The sequence below is a fragment of the Hyphomicrobium facile genome (assembly GCF_900116175.1).
GTDB lineage: Bacteria > Pseudomonadota > Alphaproteobacteria > Rhizobiales > Hyphomicrobiaceae > Hyphomicrobium_B > Hyphomicrobium_B facile.
Map to the genome: position 1 here is coordinate 273577 of NZ_FPCH01000003.1, position 26450 is coordinate 300026.

At 58.8% G+C, this 26450-nt stretch carries 24 protein-coding genes and 1 pseudogene; 11 read left to right on the plus strand and 14 right to left on the minus strand.

Annotation, left to right across the window (positions count from 1 at the left end):
* Window positions 1-69: 69 nt before the first annotated feature.
* From BM399_RS14320 to BM399_RS14330, 3 genes are all read right to left on the minus strand, one after another.
* Window positions 70-3213 (minus strand): efflux RND transporter permease subunit, encoded by a 3144-nt coding sequence (locus BM399_RS14320; RefSeq protein ID WP_092868448.1) that lies wholly within the window; start codon window positions 3211-3213, stop codon window positions 70-72.
* Window positions 3214-3215: 2 nt separating this feature from the next.
* A complete protein-coding gene (locus tag BM399_RS14325; RefSeq protein ID WP_244531267.1) occupies window positions 3216-4400 on the minus strand; it encodes an efflux RND transporter periplasmic adaptor subunit in 1185 nt (394 codons plus the stop codon).
* A 250-nt stretch (window positions 4401-4650) separates the two neighbouring features.
* A complete protein-coding gene (locus BM399_RS14330) occupies window positions 4651-4866 on the minus strand; it encodes a 2TM domain-containing protein (RefSeq protein WP_092868449.1) in 216 nt (71 codons plus the stop codon).
* Between the two features lie 181 nt (window positions 4867-5047).
* Here BM399_RS14330 and BM399_RS14335 point away from each other — a divergent pair, with 181 nt between their 5' ends.
* The gene (locus BM399_RS14335; protein WP_092868450.1) at window positions 5048-5254 is read left to right on the plus strand and encodes a hypothetical protein; all 207 of its coding nucleotides are present in this window, start codon (window positions 5048-5050) and stop codon (window positions 5252-5254) included.
* A gap of 86 nt (window positions 5255-5340) precedes the next feature.
* Here BM399_RS14335 and BM399_RS14340 read toward each other — a convergent pair whose 3' ends face one another.
* The gene (locus tag BM399_RS14340; protein ID WP_092868451.1) at window positions 5341-5601 is read right to left on the minus strand and encodes a P-loop NTPase family protein; all 261 of its coding nucleotides are present in this window, start codon (window positions 5599-5601) and stop codon (window positions 5341-5343) included.
* Window positions 5602-5739: 138 nt separating this feature from the next.
* Between BM399_RS14340 and BM399_RS14345 the strand changes: the two genes are divergently transcribed.
* A complete protein-coding gene (locus BM399_RS14345) occupies window positions 5740-6153 on the plus strand; it encodes an NUDIX hydrolase (protein WP_092868452.1) in 414 nt (137 codons plus the stop codon).
* Here the strand turns inward: BM399_RS14345 and BM399_RS14350 are convergent.
* Window positions 6150-7422 (minus strand): annotated as a pseudogene (locus tag BM399_RS14350) (DUF763 domain-containing protein). The gene BM399_RS14345 and the pseudogene BM399_RS14350 overlap by 4 nt on opposite strands.
* Window positions 7423-8061: 639 nt before the next feature.
* Between BM399_RS14350 and BM399_RS14355 the strand changes: the two are divergent.
* Window positions 8062-8457, plus strand: coding sequence for a hypothetical protein (locus BM399_RS14355; protein ID WP_143117830.1), 396 nt, complete (start codon window positions 8062-8064; stop codon window positions 8455-8457).
* 251 nt (window positions 8458-8708) lie between these two features.
* Window positions 8709-10475: an ABC transporter ATP-binding protein gene (locus BM399_RS14360; protein WP_177228170.1), complete on the plus strand. Its 1767-nt coding sequence runs from the start codon at window positions 8709-8711 to the stop codon at window positions 10473-10475.
* 24 nt (window positions 10476-10499) lie between these two features.
* Here the strand turns inward: BM399_RS14360 and BM399_RS14365 are convergent, their stop codons facing one another.
* From BM399_RS14365 to BM399_RS20975, 3 genes are all read right to left on the minus strand, one after another.
* Complete coding sequence (locus BM399_RS14365) at window positions 10500-12680, minus strand: amylo-alpha-1,6-glucosidase (protein WP_092868455.1); 2181 nt, start codon at window positions 12678-12680, stop codon at window positions 10500-10502.
* Between the two features lie 73 nt (window positions 12681-12753).
* A complete protein-coding gene (locus BM399_RS14370; protein ID WP_092868456.1) occupies window positions 12754-13845 on the minus strand; it encodes a glycosyltransferase family 4 protein in 1092 nt (363 codons plus the stop codon).
* A 321-nt stretch (window positions 13846-14166) separates the two neighbouring features.
* A complete protein-coding gene (locus tag BM399_RS20975) occupies window positions 14167-14427 on the minus strand; it encodes a hypothetical protein (protein WP_143117831.1) in 261 nt (86 codons plus the stop codon).
* 352 nt (window positions 14428-14779) lie between these two features.
* On the opposite strand from BM399_RS20975, the gene BM399_RS14380 reads away from it, so the two are divergent.
* Window positions 14780-15037 carry a hypothetical protein gene (locus tag BM399_RS14380; RefSeq protein ID WP_092868458.1) on the plus strand — a complete coding sequence of 86 codons (258 nt, stop codon included), beginning with the start codon at window positions 14780-14782 and terminating at the stop codon, window positions 15035-15037.
* Window positions 15038-15226: 189 nt separating this feature from the next.
* Window positions 15227-15559, plus strand: a complete 333-nt coding sequence (locus BM399_RS14385; protein ID WP_244531268.1) for a hypothetical protein — start codon at window positions 15227-15229, stop codon at window positions 15557-15559.
* An 89-nt stretch (window positions 15560-15648) separates the two neighbouring features.
* On the opposite strand, the gene BM399_RS14390 is transcribed toward BM399_RS14385, so the two are convergent.
* Together BM399_RS14390 and BM399_RS14395 are read right to left on the minus strand one after the other, a co-directional pair.
* Entirely contained in the window at window positions 15649-15906 is a 258-nt protein-coding gene (locus tag BM399_RS14390) for a hypothetical protein (RefSeq protein ID WP_092868459.1), read from the minus strand.
* Window positions 15907-16074: 168 nt separating this feature from the next.
* Entirely contained in the window at window positions 16075-16734 is a 660-nt protein-coding gene (locus BM399_RS14395; RefSeq protein WP_092868460.1) for a response regulator transcription factor, read from the minus strand.
* A 597-nt stretch (window positions 16735-17331) separates the two neighbouring features.
* Between BM399_RS14395 and BM399_RS14400 the strand changes: the two genes are divergently transcribed.
* The gene (locus BM399_RS14400; protein WP_143117832.1) at window positions 17332-19317 is read left to right on the plus strand and encodes a hypothetical protein; all 1986 of its coding nucleotides are present in this window, start codon (window positions 17332-17334) and stop codon (window positions 19315-19317) included.
* A gap of 119 nt (window positions 19318-19436) precedes the next feature.
* On the plus strand, window positions 19437-20018 hold the full coding sequence (locus BM399_RS14405; RefSeq protein ID WP_143117833.1) for a hypothetical protein: 582 nt from the start codon (window positions 19437-19439) through the stop codon (window positions 20016-20018).
* A gap of 14 nt (window positions 20019-20032) precedes the next feature.
* Here BM399_RS14405 and BM399_RS14410 read toward each other — a convergent pair whose 3' ends face one another.
* On the minus strand, window positions 20033-20938 hold the full coding sequence (locus BM399_RS14410) for a type II secretion system minor pseudopilin (RefSeq protein WP_092868463.1): 906 nt from the start codon (window positions 20936-20938) through the stop codon (window positions 20033-20035).
* 135 nt (window positions 20939-21073) lie between these two features.
* Here BM399_RS14410 and BM399_RS14415 point away from each other — a divergent pair, with 135 nt between their 5' ends.
* From BM399_RS14415 to BM399_RS14425, 3 genes are read left to right on the plus strand one after another with little or no spacing between them, the layout of a single operon-like run.
* Entirely contained in the window at window positions 21074-21556 is a 483-nt protein-coding gene (locus BM399_RS14415) for a GspH/FimT family pseudopilin (RefSeq protein WP_177228171.1), read from the plus strand.
* Complete coding sequence (locus tag BM399_RS14420; protein ID WP_092868465.1) at window positions 21553-21951, plus strand: type IV pilus modification PilV family protein; 399 nt, start codon at window positions 21553-21555, stop codon at window positions 21949-21951. Before BM399_RS14415 ends, BM399_RS14420 begins: the two co-directional genes overlap by 4 nt.
* Window positions 21948-22616 (plus strand): PulJ/GspJ family protein, encoded by a 669-nt coding sequence (locus tag BM399_RS14425; RefSeq protein ID WP_092868466.1) that lies wholly within the window; start codon window positions 21948-21950, stop codon window positions 22614-22616. The genes BM399_RS14420 and BM399_RS14425 overlap by 4 nt, the downstream gene beginning before the upstream one ends.
* Before the next feature lie 10 nt (window positions 22617-22626).
* Here BM399_RS14425 and BM399_RS14430 read toward each other — a convergent pair whose 3' ends face one another.
* The 3 genes from BM399_RS14430 to gspD form a co-directional block, all read right to left on the minus strand.
* Entirely contained in the window at window positions 22627-22941 is a 315-nt protein-coding gene (locus BM399_RS14430) for a hypothetical protein (RefSeq protein ID WP_143117834.1), read from the minus strand.
* 176 nt (window positions 22942-23117) lie between these two features.
* The gene (locus tag BM399_RS14435) at window positions 23118-24050 is read right to left on the minus strand and encodes a type II secretion system minor pseudopilin (RefSeq protein WP_092868468.1); all 933 of its coding nucleotides are present in this window, start codon (window positions 24048-24050) and stop codon (window positions 23118-23120) included.
* 26 nt (window positions 24051-24076) lie between these two features.
* On the minus strand, window positions 24077-26434 hold the full coding sequence (gspD, locus tag BM399_RS14440) for a type II secretion system secretin GspD (protein ID WP_177228172.1): 2358 nt from the start codon (window positions 26432-26434) through the stop codon (window positions 24077-24079).
* Window positions 26435-26450: the final 16 nt, after the last annotated feature.

Sequence of the window (26450 nt, forward strand, 5' to 3'; positions counted from 1 at the left end):
CGTCAACGGCAAATCTGCGCGATTTCGCCCTCATGCCTTCCCTCCACTCGACCGCTGCCATCCCCGGGCTCAGCCAGCCGGATGGCTCTTGTCGGCCGAGCCATGCCCGAAATAGGTTTTGGCGCGTTCGCGGATCGTCTGGAACACGACATACAGCATCGGGATTATGAAAATTCCGATGAGGCTGGCGGCGAGCATGCCGGCGAAGACAGGCGTTCCCACGGCGCGTCTGCTTATCATTGCCGCCCCGGTCGCGATGACGAGCGGAAGCAGGCCAAGGATGAATGCGATGGACGTCATGATGACGGCGCGAAACCGCATCTCGGAGCCGAGGATGGCCGCTTCGTGAATCGACAGACCCTCATCCCGGCGCTCCTTCGCGAATTCGACGATCAGGATACCGTTCTTCGCGGCGAGCGCGATGAGAACGACGAGCCCGATCTGCGCGTAGATGTCGAGCGACAGTCCTGCGAGCTTAATTCCAACGTATGAGCCCAGAACGCCGACTGTAACCGAAAGGAGAACTGGAATCGGGATCATCCAGCTTTCATAGAGCCCGACGAGGAAGAGGAACGCGAACAGGACCGCGAGACCTAGGATTATGCCGGTCTGCTCTTGCGATTCATGCTCCTGATAGGCAGTCCCGGTCCATTCGAAGCCATAACCGGGCGGCAGGGTCTTCGCCGAAATCTCCGTCATCGCCTGCAGCGCGGTGCCCGAAGAGACGCCGGGCGCCGGCGAGCCATTGATCGTTATCGAGCGATAGTTGTTGTAGCGGGTGATTGTCTGGGGCCCGAGGACTGTCGATATGTTTGCGACGGAACGCAGTGGCACCATCTGGCCGGTGTTGTTGCGAACGTAAATTTTCCAAATCGCATCTATCTTGCTGCGATCGGCTGCCTCGCCCTGAAGGTTGACCTGCCAGGTGCGTCCGTAAAGATTGAAATCGTTGATGTAGGTGCCGCCGAGGGTCGATTGGAGGGCTGAGAAGATGCTGGCGATCTCCAAGCCCAAAGCCTGCGCCTTCGCGCGATCGATATCCAGGTAGATCGAGGGATTGGACGCGGTGAACGTCGAGAACACGCGCCGCAAATCCGGGTTCTGATTTGCAGCGGCGATCAACCCCTGCATGACGCTGCCCATTGCCTCGGGACTTGCCCCTTCGAGATTCTCGAGCTGATACTGGAAACCACCGGTCGTCGACAGGCCGACGATGGGCGGCACATTGAATGCGGAGATTTGCGCGGTGCTGATCCGTTGCACGGCTTCCGTCACCTTGGCGATCAAGGCCTGGGCGGAATCCCCCGGGGCCGTGCGTTCGGCAAATGGCTTCAGACGGGCAACCATAAAGGCGGAATTCGGCTGCGCGCCGCTGTCCAGGATCGAGAAGCCGATGATTGCGATCATGTCTTTGATCTGGGGCATTCCCCTCAAGACATCTTCGACCTGCTCGACGACGCCGGTCGTGCGATTGACGGATGCGCCATCCGGCAACTGAACCGAAATGAAGAATGCGCCCTGGTCCTCCTCGGGGATGAATCCGGTCGGCGTGATTTTCGACATCAGCAATATTCCGACGCCACACGCGATGATCGCTATTACGCTCAGGAAGGATACGCGGACCAACCGCCGGACTATCAATCCATATCCGCCCCGCACGCGGTCAATCCATCTGAGGACGTATCCCATCACGCCGCGCTTCTCCTGAGGCCGGAGAAAGAGCGCGCATAGCGCGGGCGAAAGGGTCAGAGCGTTCAATGCAGAAATCAGCATTGCCGCCGAAATCGTTACTGCGAACTGACGGAAGAGTTCGCCAGTCAGGCCCGGAATGAAGGCGATGGGAACGAACACCGAAAGCAGCACGAGCGTGATGGCGATCACCGGCCCCGTGATCTGCCGCATCGCTTTCTTAGTTGCTTCAACCGGCGAGATTTCCGGCTCCTCTTCCATCACGCGCTCAACGTTTTCGACGACCACGATCGCATCGTCGATGACGATGCCAATGGCCAGAACGAGCGCGAGAAGCGAGACGGTGTTCGCCGAATAGCCCATCGCAACCATGACGGCGAAGGCGCCGACCAGGCTGACTGGAATGGCGACCGCCGGAATGATCGTCGCGCGCAGACTTCCGAGGAAGAGGTAGACGACGAGGATAACCAAAACAAAGCCTTCGAAAATCGTACGAATGACTTCGTGGATCGTATCGCCGACAAATGTCGAGCTATCATAGACGATGCGCGTTTTAAGCCCTTCGGGGAATCTCGTGGACAGCTCATCCAGTGCTTTGGCGACGCTCGCCGACGTCCTCACCGCGTTGGCGCCGGGAGAGAGATAAATGGCTATCGAAACGGCGGGCTTGCCGTTCAAGCGGCTGTGAGTGTCGAGGCTTTGAGCGCCCATCTCCGTTCGGGCTACGTCGCGTATGCGAAGCAACGAGCCGTCGGGATTTGAACGAATGACGATATTGCCAAATTGCTCGGGAGTCGCGAGCCTTCCCTGCGTCTGCAGGTTCATTTGAAACTGCTGATCCGGCAAGGCGGGCTGTGCGCCGATACGTCCAATCGGCGCTTGCACGTTTTGCGCCTGAACAGCCGCAACGACATCGGACGGTTGAAGCCCCAGGTTGGTGAGGCGTTGCGCGTTGAACCAAATGCGCATCGAGTATTTCTGCGCACCGGAGAGGCTCGCTTGGCCGACACCATCGATGCGGGACAAGCGATCAAGAACATTGATCGTCGCGTAGTTCGTTATGAATAGCGGATCTTTCTTGCCGTTATCGGAGTAAAGAAAAACGTACTGCAAGATTGCCGACGATCGCTTTTGCGTCGTGATGCCCTGGTGTTGGACTTCTTGGGGAAGTCTCGAAAGAGCTGCCTGTACACGATTGTTGACGTTGACCGTATTGATGTCGGGATCGGTTCCCAACTCGAACGACACGGTGAGACCGTAGCTGCCATCGTTGGCGCTATTCGACTTCATATAGAGCATCTTGTCGACGCCGATCACCTGCGCTTCGAGAGGCTGGGCGACGGAGGATTCAACCACGATGGCCGAGGCGCCCGGAAATGTCGTCGACACTTGGACCTGTGGCGGGACGAGGTTTGGAAACTGCTCGACGGGAATCTGCGAGAGCGCGAGCAGACCGGCGATCGTAATAATGAGAGCAATGACAATCGCTAAGCGGGGCCTATCAATGAAGATGGCTGAGAACATTATTATTGACCGTGGGATTTGGTCGGGTCGGAACCGGCCGGTTGCGGCACCACTTTGATATCCGGCCGGACTCGCTGGATTCCTTCTGTAACGACCCTTTCGCCTTCACTCAGTCCGGTCGACACCATCGCCAAGGCCGGCGTCGACTGACCGAGTTGAATCCGGCGTTGCGTTACGACGTCGTCCGGGTTGATCACGTACACATAGTCGCCCTGCTGGTCCGCCAGGACGGCGGACCGCGGGATCGCCAACGCGATGACTGGCTCCACGCCTTCGATGAGCGCGGTGATGAATTCACCGTCGATGAGCGGGCGGATCGTAATTTCCCCCGGCTTCGCGGGCTTTGCGAGCGGATTGGGAATCTCGCCTCGCACCAGGACCGTATCGGTGCTGGTCGCGACCGTTGGATCGACGAAGTCGAGCTTGCCCTTCTGGGGATACAGCGAGCCGTCGGGTAAGCGGATGCGCAGAACGACCGCTTTGAAGCCGCCTTTCGGCAAGTACATTTTTCGCAGCTCCATAAGCGTCGGAGCGGGCACCGGAAAGACGACGTACATCGGGTCCTGGCTCACGATCTTCGTGAGCGTTCCGGAATTCGGCCCGACGATGTTGCCAACGTTGACGGCCGTGCGGCCGATCTTGCCGTCGATCGGCGCGGTGATCGTCGTGTAGCCGAGATTGATTTCTGCAGTCTTGAGCTGCGCCTCGGCACCGAGAATCTGAGCTTCATAGGCGTGCTGCTGCGCGATTGCGCTGTCGACACTCGCTTGTTGGCCGGCTGGCCCGGACAGCAGGGACTTGGCGCGCCCCGTGGTCAGCACGGCGTTGCGAAGGAGCGCCTTATATTGATTTACGGCCGCTTGTGCGTTTTGAACGAGCGCCTCAAAAGGCGGGCGTTCGAGCCGATAAAGAACGTCACCTTTTTTTACCTCGGCCCCTTCGACGAAGGTCGTCTCTTCCAGCTGTCCCGTGACGCGGGCAACAACGTTGACCGTGTTCACCGCTTCGATGCGGCCGATGAATTCCTCGACCTGCGTGACCGGCTTCTTTTCGGCAATCGTATATCCGACGACCGGCGGACCGGTCGGCATTTGCGCAAGGACGGGAGCTGCAAAAAATGCGATGGCGAACGTGGCGGCTAGCGAATGAACAGAACCGCGAAGCATATGCGCATGTGCTAGTGTCATAGCCTTCCCTGCGGCGGCAGAAGTTCGGGCTCAAGCACTAACGCTTGGGCTGGAGAACTTAGCTCATAGCCACAATGGGAGGTTAGGAAACTCAATTCCGTCTTAAGCGGAAAGCTTGCATTTCATTTGTGATATCGCCGCGTGCAAGAGATCGGACGTACCGATCTCTTGCCATGCGCGCATGCAGGATCATCTCTCGCCGGAGGCTTGCGAAGCACTCGCTGCGATCGTCAGGGCTCGCTTCGTATGGTCAATGACGTATGGGCCGCACGGGCCTCACAGGGCGAGACGGGGCTCGCCACACCGCATAGCCGTGCGCCAAAAGACCGATGCCCCAGCCGAGAAGCACCCAGTAGAACCAGATCGTCTCGGGGTTCATCAGATTTATGATTATAAGGATCACATTGACGATCACGTAGGCCGTCAAGTGAATCCTGAAGCCTTGGTTTTGCAGCAGTCTGTTCATTTCGGTCTCCGACCGTTAAATTCAGTGCTGTGTTTATCGGTTTTTCTCAGCTCGCGCTCGAATTTCTATTCTTAATCGGCCGTTCGCCGTATCGGAACTGCTGCTTTGACTAGAACGTTCGGTCAGATGGAGCCTAATCTGCCACGCATCGGCTGGTGGTGGGCGCTTGGAGAAAACCTCAATGAGTAACGAGAAGCCGAAGGCTCAAGTGGACAAAGAGCTGAATGAAGCTTTGAAGGAAACCTTCCCCGGTAGCGATCCGATAGCGGTCGATCGCACGGAGGACGAACCTGTGCGGCCCATCGATCGCAGACCGCCCCTTATCGATAAAGATCTCGTCGAGAAGCTGTCAGAAAAAGCAAAATCCGAACAATCCAAATCGAAATAGTCCGACGTTGCACAATACCGGTTGCGCTAGTTCATAAAGACGGCCCGGATAGCAACCGGGCCACAGTCATACCCTGGTTTTCGCTCTTAAGGACCGGGGTTCGGCGATGGAGCCGGCTGTGTCGGGCTTGCCTTCGGCAACGGAGGCGACGGAATGGGGGCGGTAACCGTGGACGCGCCGGTATTGGTCGTATCGACAGTCGGACTGACGCGGCCGAAGAAATACCAGCTGATGAGCGCCAGCACGATCAAGAGTGCAACGATCCCAAGCGACGAACTCGTAGTGGGGCGCGAAAGATCGTCGACTTCCCGGCGCTGACCCGTTTGGGGATCGGTATAGAGAGCCATTATGGATTTTCCTCTAGCGATACTCTGGCAAAATAACAGGGCCCGTGGGAGGAAGGTTCCGGAAACGCGTTAAAGCCCCGTTCCGTCAAATCGGTGATATGGGCGCCATCGCCTGTCTGCTGGAATGGACGACAATTTATGACAATTCTACAGGTTGGAGCTCTTCCGGTCCGCAAGTCGCGCGGCGGTTTCGAGATCCTTCTCATATCTTCCAGAGAAACGGGACGGTGGGTCATTCCGAAAGGTTGGCCATCGAAGCGGCTGAGCGATCCCGACGCGGCTGCGCGGGAGGCCAAACAGGAGGCGGGCGTAACGGGCAAGATCTCCCGCGTCCCGGTCGGCAGCTATCGCTACCGGAAGAAAACGGTCGAACACATTCGCGTCCTCACCGTCACCTGCTACGTTCTGTGGGTGAAGAAAGAACGGAAGCGGTGGCGCGAGCAGGACCAGCGAACGCGCGTGTGGTTTTCGCAAGAAGATGCGGTCAAAAAGGTCCGGGAACCGGGATTGAAAATACTCATCGCGAGTCTTGAAGTCCGGCCGAAAAGCTAGCGCGCTCCGCCAGCCTTGGTCATCGGCGCCGTAACACCTTCCCAACCGAAAACGGAGCGGCCGCCGAGAGACGGCGAGGCTGCTCGTTCGAGGGCGATATGTGTTTCGAATAGTGGGCCGTTGGCCGTGCGTTCCAGCATTCTTGCCTGATCATCGAGCCTCTTCAGCGCGGCGAGCGTTTCGCTATTTCCAAGCTTGGCTTTTTGGACTGCGGACTTCAGGACTTTAATCGTTTCGTCGTAGACGCTTGTTGCAACCGGATAGGGATGGCTGTCCTTGCCGCCGTGCGCGAGTGAAAATCGTGCGGGATCCTGAAACCGATACGGCGCGCCGTGCACGACTTCGGCGACCATGGCAAGCGATTGAACGGTTCTTGCGCCTACTCCGGGTATCAGGAGCAGGTCAGGAAAATCTGTAGGACCTTGCTCGGCAGCGGCAGCCAGCGTTCCGTGCAGGCGGCGGATGAAGACGTCACTCGATCGCACGTCGTGATGAGCAGGCATCTCGAGATGCGGCAGCGACAGCTGCTCGGATGGTTCGGGCTTCGACTGCTCCAACAGCTCGTCCAACAGCTCGGCGACTATTTTATCCTTTATCCGGCCCTAATGTCGATAGCAGGTCGAGTTGTGCCGATCGCGACGCGTTCGCCCGCCGATCGGTCAGGTTGACGATTTCACCCTGTGCTGGGCCATCTATTGCGGCATGGGGCTCATCAATGAAGTTCGATCGCGATTTGGAAAACCAATGGTAGCGGCGAGCCTGTCCCTTATCCGTGTTCATGCCTTGTTGGACGACGGTCCAGTTACCTTCGCGGGTGACGAAGAAGCCGTGGAGATAAAGATCGAAGCCATCCTGAACGGCCGCGCTGTCGACCTTGGCGACGAGACGGCTTGCTTTGGTCAGCGCGTCGGCATCGATGCCGACGTGTTCACCGATTGCTCTCAATTCCTCCGGCGTGCGCCGCGAATGCTTACCCCGACCGCCACAAACGTAGATGCCGAGCTCGTCCTGCACGGGTTCAAGCCCGCGCTTCAATGCTCCGATGACTGTGGTTGTCACGCCGGATGAATGCCAGTCCATGCCCATGACGGCACCGAACGACTGGAACCAAAAAGGATGGGCGAGACGGCTCAGTAATTCGTCTCGCCCATATTCCTGTACGATCGCCTCGCAGATCACGGCGCCGAGCGAAGCCATCCGGGCCGAGAGCCACGCGGGCACATGGCCGCCATGCAGCGGAAGATCAGCGCTTCCTGTACGTTGTGCCATCGGCTCCATCAGAACTGCTTCTTATGAAAGTATGATGAGTCGCCGGACGCGACCATAGCGCCGTACCTTCGGACAATTTCAAATCGCGGCGAGCCCGCTCAAAGGCCTCCTCATATTTCGCCTTCTTGTCCAACCGGGACGCACGTGCGCGCCGCGTGAATTCGCTCAACTTCATGCACCGATTCCTCTGTGAATGCAGAAACCCCGCGGAAAATATCGCGGTCGCTTTTCCTCAAAAGTTTGGAGCCTTGGCCCCTCGCCGATCAAGAACAACGCCTGAGGTTGGTTGTTCCCGAACACAGCGTTCAAACCTATTTCTTGCGGCGAACGAACGCAGGCGTCAGCGGAGATGTCCCAGCCGAAGCAATCTGCTAACGGCCCGAGCTTCGGCTCGATGATCTCCCGATTCCAATTGAGCTTCGGGTCGACGTTGCGCCAGGAGTGCTAGACGCCCCGGTTGGGTTAGCGCCCGGCGGCAAAGCGCTGCCGGTGGTTACCCCGATCCCCGTCAAACCGCCAGGAAACCGCGATAGAAAGGCCGCCGTAGAGGCCGGTACAGCAAGTGGCGATGGGTAGAAGCTCGGAGAAGTCGCCGAGGGAGCGGGCGGGGCCGATAGTCCTGACTGAGTCACAAAAGCATTGAGTGCGAGTCCGGTTGCGGGCGGCGTCGATGACGTTATCACGTCGCCATTGAGCACTGCGGTGTTGGAATTCGTGGGGCCGATCACGAGACTGAGTGAACTCGGCGCGGTCGGATCTATTCTGATCCTCTCGAGGGGGGATTGCACAAGAAACGATGGCAGCTGCGAACTCGATTGCGAGGTCGTGGCGTTGTTCGTGAGCAGCGGGTTGGCAATCGTCGGGGTCAGCGGGCTGCTCGTCGCGCTGGTCGTCGCCGTTGCGCCTACGGGTGCTGTCGTGCTCTGCGCGAACGCAGCTGACGACATACCGACGATCAAGCCGGATGAGAGCGCGATTAAAAATTTCGTCATCATACTTCAATCCTATTCGCCCCATCTTCACATAGGAACTTAGGAGCCAAATCACAGTTCCGGACGAGAAGCCGGAGTGGGTTTTCGGATGAGTATGTTCGTAATGATCAGCAGTCTCAGGCTGGGTTAACCAGTCGCAGCCCCGCGACGTTCGATAGCCGCATCTGCAGAGTTGAATAAAATACGTAGCTTTTAAAATTGGCGCTCGACCGCGTCTTCCGGGAACGTTGCGAACTGAGGCCGAAGTTCAAGCCCGCCAAATTAAAATGCCCAGAGTCTTGAGGGAAGCGCATCTTGACCAGCGACTTGTCGGCTTTTGCAAAGCACCCATACCGTTTCATCATTGCAATCCTTGGCAGCTACCGCTGGAGCCATATCGCAATACTGGCGTCGGTCATCGCGGCCGTCACATTTTCCGTGTCGACGCAGTACGGCCTGAAGAAGCTGGTCGACGCATTATCAAATCCATCACAACACGGAGCTGTTTGGGTCGCCTTTGCGATGGTCATCGGCTTCATCGCCGCCGATAATCTGTCGTGGCGCCTCGCGGCGTGGATCGGTCACTCGACCTTTACCGGCGTTTCCGGGCGCGTCCGGCGAAAGCTCTTCCGGCATCTGACCGGACATGCTCCGAGCTTTTTTCATGGGCAGGCGCCTGGCGCTCTCACGAGCCGGATCACAGCCACCGCAAACGCGCTCTACACGACCGAGACCATGGTTACGTTCAATGCCATGCCTCCGCTCGTCGCGACTGTCGTCGCCATCATTTATCTCATGACCGTCAGCGTCGCGATGGCATTGACGTTGACCGGCGTTGTCGGGGTCATTGTCGTCTTCATGTTCTACTGGGCGGCTCGCGGCACGCCGCTTCACCACGCCTATGCGCGCGAAGCCGCAAACGTCGATGGAGACATGATCGACGTCATTTCGAATATTTCGGTGGTGAAGGCTTTCGGGCGTATGCGCAGCGAGCATCGCCGTCTCGGGGGCGTCATCAGCCGGGAGGTGCGAGCACGGAAGGAAAGTTTATATTTCCTCGAACGGCTCCGAATTTTTCACGCTATCGCGACGGCAGTGCTGACGTGCTGCGTTCTCGCTTGGTCGATCGTTCTTTGGCAGCGAGGCGAGGCGACCGCCGGCGACGTTGTGCTCGTCTCCACGCTCGGCATTTCCATTTTGAGCGCTACGCGCGATCTGGCCGTCGCCCTCGTCGATGTTACGCAGCACTTGGCGCGCTTTTCGGAAGCTTTGCGGACGCTCCTGACTCCGCACGCGCTTCCCCTTGTTTCGTCCGCAAAGCGTGTGGCAGCGGCGCGCGGAGCGGTGGAGTTCCGCGATGTCGGCTTCTCCTATCCTGATGGCAAGCAAGTTTTCTCGTCGTTGAACCTCAAGATCGATCCTGGAATGCGAGTTGGTATCGTCGGGCCGTCGGGTGCGGGGAAATCGACGATCTTTTCGCTCATCCAGAGATTTTATGACGTTCAATCCGGCGCAATTCTGATTGATGGCGAAGTCGGCGCGTTGTTGCCAGACGACGCTCTCCGAAAAGCCATTGCCGTCGTCCCTCAAGACGTGAGCCTCTTCCATCGTACGCTGAGAGAGAACATTCGCTATGGGCGGCCGGGCGCGCGTGACGACGAGGTTATGGAAGCGGCGCGGATGGCGCGGTGCGAGAACTTCATCGAGCAGCTGCCTGCCGGTCTCGACACGATTGTCGGCGACCGGGGCGCGAAACTCTCTGGCGGACAACGGCAACGCGTTGCGATCGCGCGCGCATTCTTGAAGAACGCGCCGATACTTCTTCTCGACGAGGCGACGTCCGCGCTCGACAGTCATTCAGAGGAGCTGATCAGAGAAGCGCTCACGACGCTGATGAAGGGAAGAACGGTAATTGCCATTGCGCACCGTCTTTCGACGCTGAGGAATTTCGACCGCATCGTCGTCATTCAGAACGGCAAGGTGGTGCAGGACGATACGCCCGAGACCTTGATCAGCAAGGCCGGCGCCTACAAATCCCTCGTTGATCTCGAGGTGCGGCGTCTCAAATCGGCGGCGGCGTAAGGCCAGCAGTCGCTGATAGCGGATTCATGCCAAGACGACTTTCGCGCCGCCGCTACACTTCGTGATATCGATTTTCACAGCCCCGTTTTCCCGTCGCAAGACAAAATCGGCGGCCCCTTCGCCGGCGCGCATATTCCGCACCGTTATCTCACCTGCTCTCTCCGGCAAATGAGGAGAGTTCAGCGTTACGGTCCGGGAAGCGCCGTCGATTTCGATGCCCAGCAACGACCCCAAGAGATACGGCATCGAGCCGCTCGCCCAAGCTTGCGGCGAGCATGCCACCGGGTAAAGAATGGGAGCGCGTCCAGCCCGGCGCCGAAAACCGCAGAACAACTCCGGAAGTCTGGCTTGCGACATGTTGAGGGCCGCATCGAGCAGCCCGTTAAATACGGATTCGAGCTGCTCCGACTTTCCGTAGCGCGCGAAACCTGCACCGATCATCGCGTTGTCGTGCGGCCAGATCGACCCGTTGTGATAGGACATCGGGTTGTATCTGGCTTCGGTGGTCGCGATCGTTCTGATGCCCCAGCCAGAGAAGAAGGTCGCGTCCAACATTTGCTTGATGACGCGCGATGCCCGGTCCGAACTGGCGATGCCGGAGCTCAGAACGTGACCGGCGTTGCTCGATCGGACGTCGACACGATTTTTGCGCCCATCCAGCGCAAGCGCGTACATGCCGATGTCTGGGGACCAAAACTTCTCCTCGAATTTTCTTTGGAGATCGACAGCTTCGGCCTTCAGGCGGCGGCTCAATACATCATCGCCAAGCATAGAGGCCATGCGCGCAGCAACAATCTTCGCCTCGTACACGTAGCCTTGAACTTCGACCAGCGCGAGCGGACCCTCTGCGAGGCTTCCATCCTTGTTGAAGATCGAATCGTGACTGTCTTTCCATCCCTGGTTCGACAATCCATCTTCGGTCTCGCGTGCATATTCGACGAACCCGTCGCCGTCCGGATCGCCAGGGCCGTTGATCCATTCGAGAGCCCTGAGGATTGCCGGCCAAATTTCGCGGAGGAAATCCTTGTCGTCAGTCGCCGCAACGTAGGCTCCGGCCAAGACAACGAAGAGCGGGGTAGAATCGACGCTGCCGTAATAGAGGCCAAACGGAATTTCGCGCAGCGCCGCCATTTCGCCGTTGCGCATTTCGTGGAGAATTTTTCCGGGCTGAGCGTCGGCTGCCGCATCGTGCTCACTTGCCTGAAAACGGGCGAGCCGGCGAAGCACGCCGCGAGCGATGGACGGGTCGAGCCATAGCACCTGAAGCGCCGTTATCAACGCGTCCCGACCGAAGGTCGTCGAATACCAAGGCGTTCCCGCATAAGGATAAGGGCCGTCGGCGGTTTCCGTGATCAGCAATCGCAGATCCGCCATCGAGCGCTTCAGCACGTGGTTGAGATCGGGATGTGAAACCTCGATGCTCGTCGCCTGCAATTCCGACCGGCGCAGGCGCAGGTACGCATCGTGCAATCCCTTAATGTAAGAGCACGGCGGGCTTAGGCGATCGCCTTCGGCCAAGGCGGTCACGTAAATGCGTCGCGACTGCTTCGCCGGGATGTGAAGCCGAAAGAATGCAGACGTCTCTCTCAGTGATTGGGGCTCGGGGTCTATATGAACCGACGTTTTCCGAACGATGCGATCGAGCCCCGTATAGCTGAAGCTGACGGAATCTGAGGAATCCACAGCTCGGTGAACCGTTCCGCGCTTCTCGCGGCGCATACCGCGCACTTCAAAGATGTCCAAGAAATCGCAATCAAAGAAGACCGATACCGGCAGGTAAAGATCAATATTCGAGTGGTTCGTGAGAACGAGCCGCTGTCGCAGACTTGCGTCACGGACGTATGTCGTTCTGAAAACGTGGACGACGTCTTTATGAAGCCATAGCGAACCGTTCGAGTAGACATCGGTATTCGTGAGGTCGGAGCAGAGCTGAAGGTCCTTCCTGTCGAGCGTCGAACCGAGGAGCAACGGCGGGCGCCTCGCTATCAGCAGCTCAAGGCGCGACAGGTAGCGCGTGTCGTTGAAAAAGAAGCCATCTCCGTGATTGCCAAACGCGCCGATATCGCCGTGCGTATCGACGACGACGAAGGCATCGTCGTGCTTCAGCGTTTCGTGGGCTCGCGGCGAACTATCGGCCTCAGCGTGGATTTGCTCAGGCTCGTGCTCAGGCGGATGATCCGGCTGCCGCGATGGCGCAATTGCCATCTCAAAACTCCGTTCAAAAACAGACCGCGCCGGACCACTATGTTAGGCGCTTGAAGTGGCAAGTGCCACTGCGTCAGTTGACGAGGGTCTCGTGGACGGGCCGGATTTCGTCGCTGCGCGAGGCCGGCAAGCGGCCGGTTGCGGCAGGAACGCGCTCGTAAAGCGCAACGTAAGCTTGAGCCATCGATGCAGCTGTGAATCTCTCGTCGAACCGCCGGCGAATGCGCCTGCGATCGAGCGCCAGGACACTCGGCAACGCTGAGACGGCGCTTTCGACATCATCCACGATGAAGCCTGTTATGCCCTCGTCGATAACCTCTCTGACCGACCCGTGGTCGAATGCCAGAACCGGAGTGCCGCATGCCATTGCCTCGATCATCACCATGCCGAAAGGTTCCGGCCAGTCGATCGGAAACAGCAATGCGGACGCTTCTCCGAGAAATTTCGTCTTCTCGCGGTCGTTGATCTCGCCAACGAATTGTATGTCATCGCCATGAAGCAGCGGTCTGATCTTGGCCTCGAAATATTCTACGTCTACCGCATCGACCTTGGCCGCGATTTTGAGCGGGAAGCCCGCGGCGCGAGCGATTTCAATCGCGCGATCGAGCCGCTTTTCGGGGGAGATGCGCCCCAAGAAAGCGAGGTAGCCGCCGCGCGGATCGAATGTCGGGCGGTGCAGATCGTCAGGCAGGCCGTGATAGACCGTTCCGGCGAAATTGGCGTAGGGGATCGGCCTACGCTGGGAATCCGAAATGGAAACGAGGCTCATCTCGGGAAACGCGCGATAGAGGAGCTGCAGGTCCGGAAGGTCCTGGCGTCCGTGAAGCGTCGTCAGCGTTTTATGAGCGATCGTCCGAAAGACCGGAAACTGGAACTGATCGATGTGAAAATGGATGACGTCGAAGGTCGAGGCCATGCGGCGAATTTTGTCGACCATCATCAGGTAGTAGGGAATTGGATCGCGTACGGCGGGATTGGACCTAAGCGATTTTTCGCAACAAGGCACGAGCTTCGCCGACGTTATAGAGTCGCCGCTTGCGAAGAGCGTTACCTCGTGCCCCTGGGTCACGAGCTCTTCGGTAATGTAGGAAACAACACGCTCGGTTCCCCCGTATAGTTTTGGCGGGACGCTCTCAATCAACGGCGCAACCTGTGCAATCTTCATACGTTGGTCCTTCCCGTGTTCGGAAGGTTCAACGTAGCGACACCAGATTCGTTCCCGGATTACGTGCGGCGCGCTGACCGCCGGCGTTGGAAACTAAAGAAATTCCGAGCGAAGCCGTCAACCGGCAGAAATCGTCAGCTCACACGCATTTCCCAGCGCAGTGCTGGAAGGCTTTGGCCAGGCGCTTCGGACCAGGAAAGATTTCGGCCGTGGCCCCGCGTCGCGCGGGCCCACGACGATGACTGCCGACGATAAGGGTTACCGTGGATAGAGCTCGGGAGCTCAGAGCTTCAACCGAGCGATACGTCTCGAAGGCGACGCCTAGCGGTTGCTGCGGAGGCTCGGGTTCCGCTGCGTCGGGTCATTGAACAGCGGGTCGTAGTATTGCTTTATCGGCTTCGGGTATGTGGCCTCGGGCGACGATGTATTCAGTTCGGAAACGCCGGTACCGGGAAGGCTCGACGGGGGAATTCTAATCATCGGCGCATTGGCGCCCGGAGTCGGCGTGCGAAGCCGCGTTTGCGCAAAGGCAGGCGACGCGGCGAACACCGCGAGCGCGGCAGTTGCGAGAATCTTTTTCATCTTCCCCTCCGTTTCCCCGATCGATAGTGCGAGACGCGCATGGTGGCAACGCCTCCGGACGCCGATCCCCCATGCATCCCTTGAAAACCCGGGTTGCGCGTGATTGCGAAACTGCGGGTTCGGCGACGAATCGTAGTCGCTCGATGAACTGGCCAAGATTTGTCATCGCCTCCGAACATCGCGCTCTGCCCCAAATCGCAAGCGAGTCCGCCGTGTAACACTTGCTTTAGCAACTCTCTTCCAGTGAACCAAAAAGAGGGCGAAACAGCGAGAGCGCTGAAGACGGCCATGGCCGACGCGTGCCAGCATGGTTTTGGTCTGAACTTCTGTTGCTGATGCGGAAGGTGAGCCTATGGGAAAACTGGTTCTGCTGAGTGGCGAGCGCGCAAAGAAAGAGTTGGAAGAAAAGCAGCGCATTATCGCCGGATTGAAGGAGCTTTTAGCTCGCGCCGAATGCGGCGATCTCAAAGCGATTTGCTACGCAAGCGTGGACACCGACGGCCAGAACGTCACGCTCGGAATTCTGCAGGACGACAAAACGGGCCTGCATGAGCTGATCGGGCTATCGCAAATGTTAAGCGACGCCATTCTGCAAAGCGCACGCGATTGAGCCTGCGGGCTCCCAGATCCTGATGGCCTGGGGGCCCATGCCCGGGATTCGTCCTCTTTTGGGGCGCTCATTCGAGCCCCCGAAACCGTGCGCACAAATACCTCCCTCTCCGCTGAGCGATTGATAGGCGGCGGCAATCATTGTGCTCAACGATGCCGTTTGCATCCGCACGTCAATTGGAGAGAGACCGTGAAGACAATCGCAATCGCCTTCATAGCTTGCGCGACCATCGCAAGCAGCGCGGTGGCAGCTTCCGTCGGCGTGATCCCCCAGATGGACAATTCCATCGTGCAGAAGACGCACGATCATGGCGGAGGCGGTGGCGGCGGTGGCAGAGGCGGATGGGGCGGTCCTGGTGTCGGCGTCGTCGTCGATGTCCCGTGGGAAGCCATGGGTTATGGCAACCAGCCGAGTCCTGATCCTGCCCCTAATCGCTGTCGCGAAGCGCGTCACGCTTGCTTCGACCAGTGGGGAACGGATGGCCGCGGATACGGCCAGTGCATGCGGGCCAGCGGTTGCTGATCGAAGAGCTAACTCGAAACGGCGCGCGCGGCGCAAAAAACTTCGAAAAAAGCGAGGTGAGAGGCGCTTGCCGCTCACCTCATTGATCGTTAAGCGACAGGCTTGTGCGTGCGCTTAGAGACGATGTGCTTATGCGTATGCTTCGATGCGTAGTGCTTCTTGCCGGGCTTCGAAGCGATGTGTTTGTGCGTGTGCTTCGAAGCATAGTGCTTTCCAGACTTAAGCGTCGAATGGGCCTGATGATGGGAATGATGCGTATGCTTCACGACCTTCTCTGCCGCGCCTGCAACGCCTGCGCCAAGCATCATCGCGACTGCGGCCATCGCCACTGTCAAAGCTGTCTTCATTTTTTGGCTCCTGAGTTTTGAAACGTCTCATCGACGTGGTGCCCAGGTCATAAGGCGCTTTGCCTGTCACAGAGATGAACAAATGAGCCGTTTTGACATACAGTTTCGTAAGGTGGGTGCGGTCGTTAATTAGAGGTTTATTCCGCCGCGAGAGAAGCGCTCTGGGGATCAGTTATCTCTCGCGCAATAGCCCAGACCTCGACGGGTCTCGATTATTTTCACACCGAGCTTTCGCCTGAGGCGCAGAATAAGCGCCTCAATGGCGTTGGCTTCGCGCGGCTCATCGTTGCGATAGAGACGATCGCCGAGTTCCGTGCCGGGCACCACACGACCCTTGTGATGAAGCAGATAGCTGAGCAGCCGGTATTCCAACGCCGATAGGCGAATTGGACGACCTTCAACGGCCACCCTCATCGTGCTGGTGTCGAGCACCACGTCGCCTGCCGTTAGATGTGGCGCCGAATACCCATGCTTCCTGCGCAAAACTGCGCGGGCGCGAGCGATCAATTCCTCCATCTGAAACGGCTTCGTCAGAAAATCGTCGGCGCCCAAGTTGATGGCTTCGACCCGGGGCGACCATCCGGCTTTTTCGGCCATCGCGATGACGGCCATATCGCGGCCTTGCGTTCGCCAACGGCGCAACACGGTGAGGCCATCAAGCTGAGGAAGTGTCAGATCCAGGAAAACAACGTCGAAGTCTTCCGTCGCTCCGAGGAACCAAGCATCGTCACCTTGCCTACAAACTTCCACGACGAAGCCAGCGGCAGCTAAACTCGATGCCATGACCTCCGCTGTGGTGACATCATCCTCGACGACGAGCGTTCGCATGTCCGTTCCGAGTCCGGGTATCGAGGCCCGCTTCCCTGCCCTCAAATAGAAGCGATCACTTATAACTTTGGTCGCTGAGGACGCGTTCAGCTTCAGTGCCGATGACTATTGATACCTAGAGACGCCGCGCTCTGCATCGGGCGGGAGACGAAGCATCGTCGCCCAAAGGTCTTACCCGGCCGGGACGAAGGTCTGACGCCAGGGACAGGCGTTCGCTCAGCTAACGAACGTTTTTTCGAAGGCTGTCATCATCGATCAACGATGGCCTCTTCAATTCGACTCGCGGCTGGTCGCCCGAGAGTTCCGGAACCTTTGCGTGCCCCCTTCGACCTAGGTCTCAGTTCGCTTCTTCGAAGGTCGGACCGGAACGACCCATCAGGATCAGCAAAATCGCAGCCCGTTCGACCGTACCGGCCGGAAGCCATCCGCTTTAGCGTCAAAGCTGGAGCAATCCGCGCTCCGGCAATTCGTATTCCGCGTCGGCTACCGCCGCACCGGAAATGGCAGGCTCGGACAATCGCTCGAATGACGGTCATCAAGGATGAAGCGGCTCATCAGTTGGAGGGTGGTTCAGTGCTAAGGAGTGACGAATACAAAATGTCGAATTCAAAGGCGGCTCCGGCTGAGCAAGGAAAGCGCATTGTCAAATTCGCGGTCGCCATCGCGGCCTGTGTCGCTTTCGGCGCGACAATGGCACTCGCAAAAGGCGGCACGGCCAAACCGCCGAACCCGAAGAACCCGCCGCCACCTGTCGGCGTGCTTCCGGCTCCTAGTCCTTTAACGAGGCTCACTCCGGCTACGGTCAAACTATTGACTCCGCCGAGCGCCGCCGCGGATGCAGCAATCCACGGTTTCGACGTTACCGGATTTGTCGAAAGCTATGACGCATCGGCCACGTGCGCAGGCGGTGGTTCGGGCGGCAACGTCACGATCAACGGCACAAAAATCGTCATACCGTGTAATCTCGTCATCCAGATGCCGGCAAACACCATCGCCTGGGCAGATTTTGTCTCCGGGCTCACAGGGCAAGTATCGCCTGAGCCCTACGATCTGGCATCGATCACAAGTGGCAGTCAGAATCCTTCGTTCGAACTTCACCTCGTCGGCAACATCGTCAATGGCACTTACATTGCGGCTCTCGGCTTTGCCTCGCAGCAATCCGTCAATAGCGGTGCCGGTATCATTTCAAGCATCGACCTATCGAACGGGCACATTGTCGTCGCGTCGAATGCCGGTACGACCGTCGAGCTTGAAATCAACGATCCGAGGGGCCGGTTCGGGCGCGTCACAAGCCGCGATGATCGGCTTTCCGTGGACGATGCCAATCCGACGATTGTCGCGTCGACCGGTTATCCGATGTGCGTGCCACGCTCCGCCAATGATCCGGAGTGCCCGCAGAAAAACCGTCCGACGAGCGTTGCCGGGTGCCGGGATTTCATAACCCCCGGAACCGGTGTCGGTGTGACGCCGGGCACCGCCGGAGCGGGCGTCTTCTTCAACAACGGCGCTAACGGCGGCCCAGCACCGGGCGGCGGCGTTTATTGCACCAGTTTCGTCATGAAAGCGCCCCCCGGGACAGCGCCAGATCCGACCACCCTTTATCCGCCGCCTTCAGCGATAGCCTCGGCAACGGAACCTGATGCAACGAAGCAAGCTCCCTTCGAGCCCGGCGACCACATCACGTGGTCCGGATCTCTGATGCGTGGCGTTCCCGGCGCGAACGGCGTTGACGTCATCTCGGTGCACACGATCACCGCGGATATCGGCATCTTCACACAGCCGGGCACCCTCCCCGTATATCTGCATATGGGTGAATTCGGCTTGGCTGGCGACATCAACGCTGCCGGTCTTTCGATCGCCGGCATTCCTGAAGAAGTGCAAAATCGCATATTCCTCGAGGCCGACGTCACCGACATCACGGCAATCGTTGATGCTTATCTCGTCGATCAGGATGGCTCAGGTTCGGGTTTTGAGGTCCAGCGCTGGATTACACCGCTCAATATGACCGGCAGAACGAACGCCGGTTTGGACAGCGCGAAAGCAAGACCTATCGGATTTCAGGGCGGCGGTGTCGTGCCTGGTTCCGGCGTAGTATTTCCGAAGCCTGCAGGATTCGGAATTGAAGGTGGTATCGTTACGCAATTGGACGGCGCGCAGATCAGCCGGGCGCGGCTTCGGGCGACAAAAGCTACTCCAGGGATCCTGACGTCACCGACCCGGACCATTCGCATCGTCGCAAGATCACTCTGCACACCGGCGAATATCAATCCGACTGACGGCGGCCTTTCCTACTCGGGAGTTCCGTCGCTCACCACGACCCTCGGATGGACAGGCGTAAACAAATCGAACCCCAACGGCGCCACCGGCACCGCCGCCATCACTTCGGACGGCGCCACTTGTGTCAATCGGGCGATTGCCGGCAACGGCCTCTCGACCGGGCAGTATGTTGCTCCGGTATTCGAATTCATCTTCCCGGAAAATGTCGGCAGAGGCGATCCTATCGTCTCCAACAATTTCTGGGATCTGAATTTCCTTTCCGGAGATGCGACCGCGCCGGGCCCGCTCGTTCCTCAGCCGTGGTGAGGAACGGGTACTGAATGCCCGCGGACGCGCGAGTGCTGCTGCACTTGGGCGTCCGCTTCCTGAATGGAATAGCCCGCATCATTTTCGGGGCGGAATGCAAAGCTGTGGAGGATGTTTCAATGCCCTTACCGTTTGCATCCGCGCTCGTTCGGAGCCGCTGCTTCGTCTCTCTCACCTTCGCCTTGTTGGGTGCTGGTGGAGTTTCGGCGGCGAACGTTTCACTCGAAATGGCGGCGGGGGACGCGCACGTCGTGGTCGAGGCCCAGGACGCGACTGTCCAGGACGTCTTGACGAAACTCTCCGAAAGCCGCGGCTTCAAAGTGGAACGCGCGGATCAAGCGCGAGACGACGCCAAAATAAGCGGTCGCTTTGAAGGGCCGTTCTCGCACGTTCTCGAGCGTGTCCTCGAGAAGGAAAATCATTTCATTGAGCACGGCCTGAACGAGTCCGGCACCATTGCCCGCGTCGTACTTTATGGCGCGCAGCCGGCTGCAACACCGCCAGCCGACACGCCGACTTCATCCGCAGCGGTCGCTTCGCCCCCGCGCCCGAATCTCGTCGAGATCAAACCGCCCCAAAGAATACAGGCGACACCTTCTCAGCGCGCAACGAAACCTGCGTTTCTTCGGCGTTTAGTTCTCAACCGGCAAAAGCGGCCGTTGCAGACAATTGCGAATTCGGCTCCGCAGGCTGCGAAATAGGCGACGCGCCAAGATCAATTGCCGGCGGCCAAAACGGAATACACGCACGAATCCAGTTCATCGCTTCCGGCGTTGCCGATGAGCTGATCGCCTTTGCGCCACTCCTTCAACAGGAAGCCGCCCCGCACGCGCGGCTCAAGTAGAATTGCTGCTTCTCGCGTAAAGCCGACCTTGGCATTCTTGCTTGAACGAACAGACACGCGGATGCGGAGTGATCTTCTATCGGGCCGGTTTGAAACCTGGGCGGGAAGCGACAATGCCAATACTTCCGGACTCGCGATGGTGATGTCCGGCGCCGAACGACCGGAGTGCGTCGTGACAAGCGAACGGGCGCGCGCCAACACTTCCGGCGTCATGCCGAGAACCTGATCGAGTTCGCCCACGGTCAGGAATGGTGCGTTTTGTGGCCGATGGGCGAGCCCCGCCGCTTGATACTCCGGGGCTTCCGCGCCGCCGGGCGACGTTTCGGCGTCGGCATCACGGAAGTCGATGACTGCAGCGGTCAGGCTTTTTGGATTGTCGGCTCCGACGTGAGAGAAGAGCGCTTCAAGCACGTCGTTCGATGCAGAATTGATATCGATCAAGCCGGCCGCGGCGTTGACGGAAATGGTGGCGACCTTATTGGAGACCGCGCAGCTGACCGGGGTGCCGTTCAGACGGAACGATCCGATGCGATCGATATCGCCACTCTTCCCCACGAGGTAGCGAATTGTGAGACGGGCGATGCCGTCGCTCAGCTCTCCGACTTCAGCGCCCCGAAGAATATTGGCATTCTGCTTAATATCGGTTGCGACGGTCCGCGAGAGGACGATGCTGACGAGCGCCAGGAGCGCCAGCGTAAAGAGGACGGGCAGAAGTATGAACCCGCCATCCCTCCGGTCGTCAGTCCCCGGGCGCACGAGTGTGGCGGCCATTCCCATTTACGATGTTCGATCCTGCTCCCGTAAAGCACAGCATAACAAAAACGGCCCAATCCGGCAAAGCATCCGCTATTTTCGATGAATGCTCTTATGGTACTTCAATCACGCACCGGAACCGCAAGATTCGAGTCCGCAATGCCAATCTGGCCAATACGCCGCCTAAAGAGCGAAATGCGTGCGCCGGATGCCGGCTTTACGCTTCTGGAGGTGCTCGTCGTTCTCGTGATCGTTGGACTGACGATCTCCGTCGCATGGGCGACAGTCCGCTCCAAAGAACCCGATCTTCGGATGCTGTCCACTCAGCTCGCGACGGAATTGAACTTCGCTCGCGTCTCGGCGATCGCCGAAAACCGCTCTGTTGCTATGATCGTCGACCAAAGCAGCAGAAGCCTGCGATCGACCTCGTCGCGGTCGGGGATGCATCTGCCTGACGCGGTTCGCATGACATTCTCGCCATTGGAAGGTATCGGCCGCGCAAGCGCCGGTAGCGGCCTCGTATTCTTCGCGGACGGTAGTTCTTCGGGAGGCGCGTTCAAGTTATCCGGTGGCTCGCACGCCGTCGTCGTTCGCGTCGATTGGCTGTCCGGTGCGGTGACGCGAGAGGAAGTCCGCCGATGAGTCGCGCTGACGGCAAGGACGCGGGCTTTGGACTTTTGGAGGCCCTCGTTGCTCTCGTGATCGTGGCGCTTACGCTTTCCGCGTTTTGGGCAACCATCGGCAGCGCGTACCGAGCGTCTCAGCGCTCCAAGAGCTACGCCGCATCAATCATTGCTGCGCGTTCTCAGCTCGATAGGATCGGCATGGATGACGCCCTGCAAAGCGGGATCTTTACCGGCACGTATCCGAATAGAGTTCACTGGCGAATGACCGTCACGCCGCTCGACAAGCAGGGGCCGGAAGGCGCTCAGCCACGGAATTCGCCCGCCTATTGGATATCGCTCGAAGTTCTAGATCGGCAGGGGAAAGACCTGTTTGTATTGGAAACCGCGAAAGTCGCCGGCGGCATGCCATGACCAATCAGACCGACGTTCGCTCAGGGGAAGCCGGATTCACGTTGATCGAGATGCTGGTGTCGCTCGCCCTTCTTGCACTTATTTCGGTGACTCTCATCCAGATGATCTACGGAGCCCGCCGGGTATTGAACTTCGTCGACCGGGCGAATGCCGCCGCGCCCATCATGAGTGCGCAGAATTATTTGCATGATGCCTTGGTGGATTTGCAGCCAATCGATACCGCGGCGGTCGGCAACCGAACTGTTCCCGGCGTGCAGGGGGATTCAAATCATATCGCCTTCACAACGGCGCATGCGCCGCGCGGGGCCTATCAGGGGCTTTATAGGGTCAGTGTCGGACCCTCGCCGAACGGGCGAGGCGGCTTCGATCTCGTTGCCGAGCAGGAGCTCTTTCGTCCGAATGCGGATGAGGCAGCGTCTGCTCCGCGTCTGAGATCGAAGCTTGTCGAGAATATAGCGAGCGTAAACTTTTCGTACTTCGCGAAACGCGATGACGAAGGCGGCAGTCATTGGCAATCGAATTGGAATTCCGGCATTCCCGACATGATATCGGTCGACGTTGTCTTCCCCAAGAACGACGTCCGAAGGTGGGAACGGATGATCGTCTCCGTTGCAGCGGCCGCAACGTACGGCATCAGGTGCCCCAATCGCGTCAATTGCGACTGACGCCTATTATCTAATGCTGTCTTCGCGGCCCGCCGAGCTTCATCGGGTATCCGGCGCCGTGCGGCGCTTCGTAGAATGGTCCCTGCGGGTATGCCGAGCGTTCGCGCTCCGTGCAATAGCGCTGGCCATTGACCTCGGTGTAGCAGTAGCGGCCACAATACTCCCTCTGCCGCATCCAATAGCAACCGCGATGTTCCGGGCCCGCCGGATTGGGATATGCCGGAACCGGATGGATTCGGCCTGCCTGGACCGGTTCACTGCCGATCATGAGAGTGGCTGCTGTACACGCCAGCAAGGTCACGGCCAGAAACTGGATTATTCGCATCGGAGTCCTGCGCCTGCGTTCATCCATCACGTTCCGCGAACGGCTTTCTTTCGGAGTAGGGAAGCGGTCATCCGCGACGAGGGATCATCATTGAACATATTATTTCGGCGAGTTTATCCGAATTCGCTTCATCCCGCAGGTGCCGGCGCGCCACATCCTGGCCAGTATCAACTGCGTCAGCAACGCGGCAGTCCGACTATCGAGGGCCATTGACGTTGCTGGCTCGTTCCGCGTGCGCGGTTCCAGATTTTGAAGACGGGCATGGCGCCCTTTCCGGTTGGAATTTCGAATCCGGCTTCGCGAACGAATGTTGCTCCGCCGTCCAGACGAGCGGCGACGGTTATTTCAAAAAAGTGGCGTCCCGAGGCGACGATGAATTCCGAAGGCAACCGGCCTTGCGCCAACGACGATACGTCCGCATGCGGAAGTTGACCGTACCCGCGCGTTACGATGTCGGCCAACCGGGCCGACGTGGTCTCTGGATCAAGTCCCGCCGTGCCCGAATAGAGCGTTACGTAGGGCCATATCGCTTCGATCATTTTAGGATCGAGCCCGAGGACTTGATGTAGTTCTTCGCGACTATCGAACGCCGTATTCTTCGGTCCCCACGTTCCGCCAGCTGCTAAGTATTCGTCGCGCTCCGCCCCATTTATCCGCCTGTCGTCATCGCGATCCCTGAAATCGATGATGCGATCGGCGTAAAGGGTTGCAGCGACCGGCGTGGCTCCGAGACCGATGAAAAGCGCGGACAGCAACTGATCGTCGGCCAAGTTCAGGTTGATTTTTCCGCCGGCTTCTTGAACCGCGATGACGAGTTCTGCGCCCTCGTCGGTGTGACAGGCCCATTCGGCTCCGTCGATCGGGAAGCGGCGTGTGCGACCCGTATCGCGCTCTGTCGCAAGCTCGAGGGCCGCGATATTGACGCCCGCGTCGGCGGCAAACTCTGCCTGCGCGGAATGCGCAATGCCGGATGCCTCGCGCAGATAGCTCTGCACGGCGCGGGAAAAGACAGCGGCAACGAGCCCGAGCAGGATGCACATCGCCAAAACGACGACGAGGATGAAGCCGCCTTCGTCGTGCCTATCGGGGCGCATTTGCGTCGAGCCCATGAGCCTACCGATGTTCAGGTACCGGCCTAGCGAATCAGCTGGTCGATTCGCTCCCGGGTGTCAGGCGGGGTCCGGCGCTGCGGCCGCGTCGAGAAATTGAGCTTGTCGCGGTATTCGGCTGTGACTTGATCAATCTGGAGATGGTCGCGGATGACTTGCGGAGTGATCGCGATGACAAGCTCCGTGCGTTTAATCGAGTCATCCTTCTGCTTGAAAAGATTGCCGACGTACGGAATGTTGCCGAGGACCGGGACCTGCCCGCGGTCGCGGCTGGCACGGTCTTGAATGAGGCCGGCAAGCACGATGCTCTGGCCGTCTTGCACGTTGACCGTCGTCTTGATGCGGCGCTGCTGAATCGTCGGCGAGTCGATCTGAGATGTCGTCGTTTTGATAACGTCACTGACTTCCTGCTCGATGTCCAACACGACGTTACCGCTATCGCTCACTCGTGGCGTGATACCGAGGATGACGCCCGTATTGCGGAAGGAGACGGTGTTGACGAGAGGTGCGTCAGCCGTAACCGTGGAGACGGCAGATTGCGTGACGATCGGCACTTCATCGCCAACCTGCAAGACGGCTCGCTTGTTCTCGACGACCATCAAGGTTGGAGATGAGACGACATTGACGTCGGTGATCGTGCTGAGCGCGTTGATGGCGACCTTTATGTTGGCGACGTTCAGGAAATAAGAGAAGCCTGGAAACGCCGTAGAAATCGCGCTCGACTGGATGTCGCTCAAGCCGAAGTTATTTCCGCCTTTTTGAAAGAACCAGCGAACGCCATACTTGAGTTCGTCAGTCAGCGTCACCTCAGCGATCGTTGCTTCGATCATCACCTGATTTCCGGCGATATCGATGGATCTCAAGATATTGCTAACGCGTTTGTACTCGGACTTCGTTGCCGTGATCACGAGCGAATTGTTCGGCTCATCGGCGACGATGGAGATTCCTGCGGCGCGATCATCCGGCGGCGCACCGCCTCCGAAAGCAGAGCGCTGACCACCTCCGGTATCGGCCTGCGTTGCATCCTGGGCATTGGCAGCTGCGTCGCTGCCACTATCGGAGCCTTTGGGCGCCGGCGCGGGAGACAATCCTGCCGTTTGACCAGGAGCGTTGATGACGGGCGCGGCGACCGGAGCGACGTCCAAACCGCCGCCGTCGCCGGGGGTGAACTGCGTGTTCCCGGGCGCATTCGAACTTTGCGAAGGGCCGCCAAGCGACGATTGCTGATTTGAACTTCCGGATTTGTAGACCTTCTGCAGAAGCTGCGCGAGATCGGCGGCCGGGCGGTTCTGCACGTGATAGACGAACACCTGCTTTTCCGTCGCTTGGTTCGCGAGGTCGATCCGTGCCATCCACGTTTCGGCTTTCTTCAGGTACTCGGGTCGCGAGCTGATGACGAGGACCGACTTGAGCCGTTGATTTGGGATGAAGCGCACAATTCCCTTCGTCGGACTGTCCTTGTCGTTCGCAAAAATGACGTCCAGCTCCGACGCGATGGCTGCGGGATCGCCCGTCTCGACCGGCAGTATCGCGAAGGACATGCCGCGCATCCAGTCGACGTCGAAGACTCCGACGAGTTCCTTCATTGAATTCAGTTCCGACTGCGTGCCGGAGATGAGAAGAAGATTCCGATTTGTATCGACGCGCAGCACGCTCGCTTCAGGCGCGGCCGATTTCAGTATGCGCTCCATTTCCGGAGCGGCAACGAAAGTCAGCGGAACGATTTCGTTGGCGACGCCGATCTGGTTGCCGTTTCTTGTACGACGAGTTTGCAGCGGAGCGCCGGTGGCCGCCGCGTCCGCGGATGGAACGACTTTATAGACGCCGCCATCGGCCACGACCGAGATGTCTTCGGCACGAAGAACGGATTGGAAAATCTCGAGTAGTCCGGCCTTGTCGACAGGATGCACGGTGCGGAGGGTGACGTAGGATTTTATCTTGTCGCTCACCACGTAGTTGACGCCCAGGATATCGCCCAGGATCGTTTTGGCGACCTCCGGAACCGAAGCGTTCACCAGATTTATCGTGATGCCAGCCGAATTGACTTCGCTCGCTGGCTGAAGAGGGGCAACGCCGTTCGTTGCGCCGGCGACCGTTGCTCCTGTCGTGACCGGGGAAGCGCCCGGCGTTGCCGCATCACCAAGGCGCTTCTCAGGTTCTTTCGCAAATTCGCCTGAGCCTGTGTACACGCGCGTTTCATTGACCGACTGCGGTGAGGAACTCGCAAGGGGCGTTCCCGTAGGACGTGAGGCCAAGGCTGACCTGCCGTCCTTTGGTGGGCCGGTAATGGGATCTGGCAACGACAGCTGCGCATACGGCAACGAACAGCCCGCTAACGCCAGGCTGCAGATGACAAGCAGGAAATGTCGATAATCAGTCAGCATCGCTACTCTCATGTGC

Bases quoted from the DNA above. Each gene is read 5' to 3' on its own strand.
- BM399_RS14365 (WP_092868455.1), bottom strand. From the start codon at position 12,680: ATGGCAATTGCGCCATCGCGGCAGCCGGATCATCCGCCTGAGCACGAG.
- BM399_RS14370 (WP_092868456.1), bottom strand. From the start codon at position 13,845: ATGAAGATTGCACAGGTTGCGCCGTTGATTGAGAGCGTCCCGCCAAAA.
- BM399_RS14400 (WP_143117832.1), top strand. From the start codon at position 17,332: ATGTCGAATTCAAAGGCGGCTCCGGCTGAGCAAGGAAAGCGCATTGTC.
- BM399_RS14395 (WP_092868460.1), bottom strand. From the start codon at position 16,734: ATGCGAACGCTCGTCGTCGAGGATGATGTCACCACAGCGGAGGTCATG.
- BM399_RS14390 (WP_092868459.1), bottom strand. From the start codon at position 15,906: ATGAAGACAGCTTTGACAGTGGCGATGGCCGCAGTCGCGATGATGCTT.
- gspD (WP_177228172.1), bottom strand. From the start codon at position 26,434: ATGCTGACTGATTATCGACATTTCCTGCTTGTCATCTGCAGCCTGGCG.
- BM399_RS14425 (WP_092868466.1), top strand. From the start codon at position 21,948: ATGACCAATCAGACCGACGTTCGCTCAGGGGAAGCCGGATTCACGTTG.
- BM399_RS14435 (WP_092868468.1), bottom strand. From the start codon at position 24,050: ATGGGCTCGACGCAAATGCGCCCCGATAGGCACGACGAAGGCGGCTTC.
- BM399_RS14335 (WP_092868450.1), top strand. From the start codon at position 5,048: ATGAGTAACGAGAAGCCGAAGGCTCAAGTGGACAAAGAGCTGAATGAA.
- BM399_RS14405 (WP_143117833.1), top strand. From the start codon at position 19,437: ATGCCCTTACCGTTTGCATCCGCGCTCGTTCGGAGCCGCTGCTTCGTC.
- BM399_RS14320 (WP_092868448.1), bottom strand. From the start codon at position 3,213: ATGTTCTCAGCCATCTTCATTGATAGGCCCCGCTTAGCGATTGTCATT.
- BM399_RS14415 (WP_177228171.1), top strand. From the start codon at position 21,074: ATGCCAATCTGGCCAATACGCCGCCTAAAGAGCGAAATGCGTGCGCCG.
- BM399_RS14325 (WP_244531267.1), bottom strand. From the start codon at position 4,400: ATGACACTAGCACATGCGCATATGCTTCGCGGTTCTGTTCATTCGCTA.
- BM399_RS14430 (WP_143117834.1), bottom strand. From the start codon at position 22,941: ATGCGAATAATCCAGTTTCTGGCCGTGACCTTGCTGGCGTGTACAGCA.
- BM399_RS20975 (WP_143117831.1), bottom strand. From the start codon at position 14,427: ATGAAAAAGATTCTCGCAACTGCCGCGCTCGCGGTGTTCGCCGCGTCG.
- BM399_RS14410 (WP_092868463.1), bottom strand. From the start codon at position 20,938: ATGGGAATGGCCGCCACACTCGTGCGCCCGGGGACTGACGACCGGAGG.
- BM399_RS14340 (WP_092868451.1), bottom strand. From the start codon at position 5,601: ATGGCTCTCTATACCGATCCCCAAACGGGTCAGCGCCGGGAAGTCGAC.
- BM399_RS14345 (WP_092868452.1), top strand. From the start codon at position 5,740: ATGACAATTCTACAGGTTGGAGCTCTTCCGGTCCGCAAGTCGCGCGGC.
- BM399_RS14330 (WP_092868449.1), bottom strand. From the start codon at position 4,866: ATGAACAGACTGCTGCAAAACCAAGGCTTCAGGATTCACTTGACGGCC.
- BM399_RS14420 (WP_092868465.1), top strand. From the start codon at position 21,553: ATGAGTCGCGCTGACGGCAAGGACGCGGGCTTTGGACTTTTGGAGGCC.
- BM399_RS14380 (WP_092868458.1), top strand. From the start codon at position 14,780: ATGGGAAAACTGGTTCTGCTGAGTGGCGAGCGCGCAAAGAAAGAGTTG.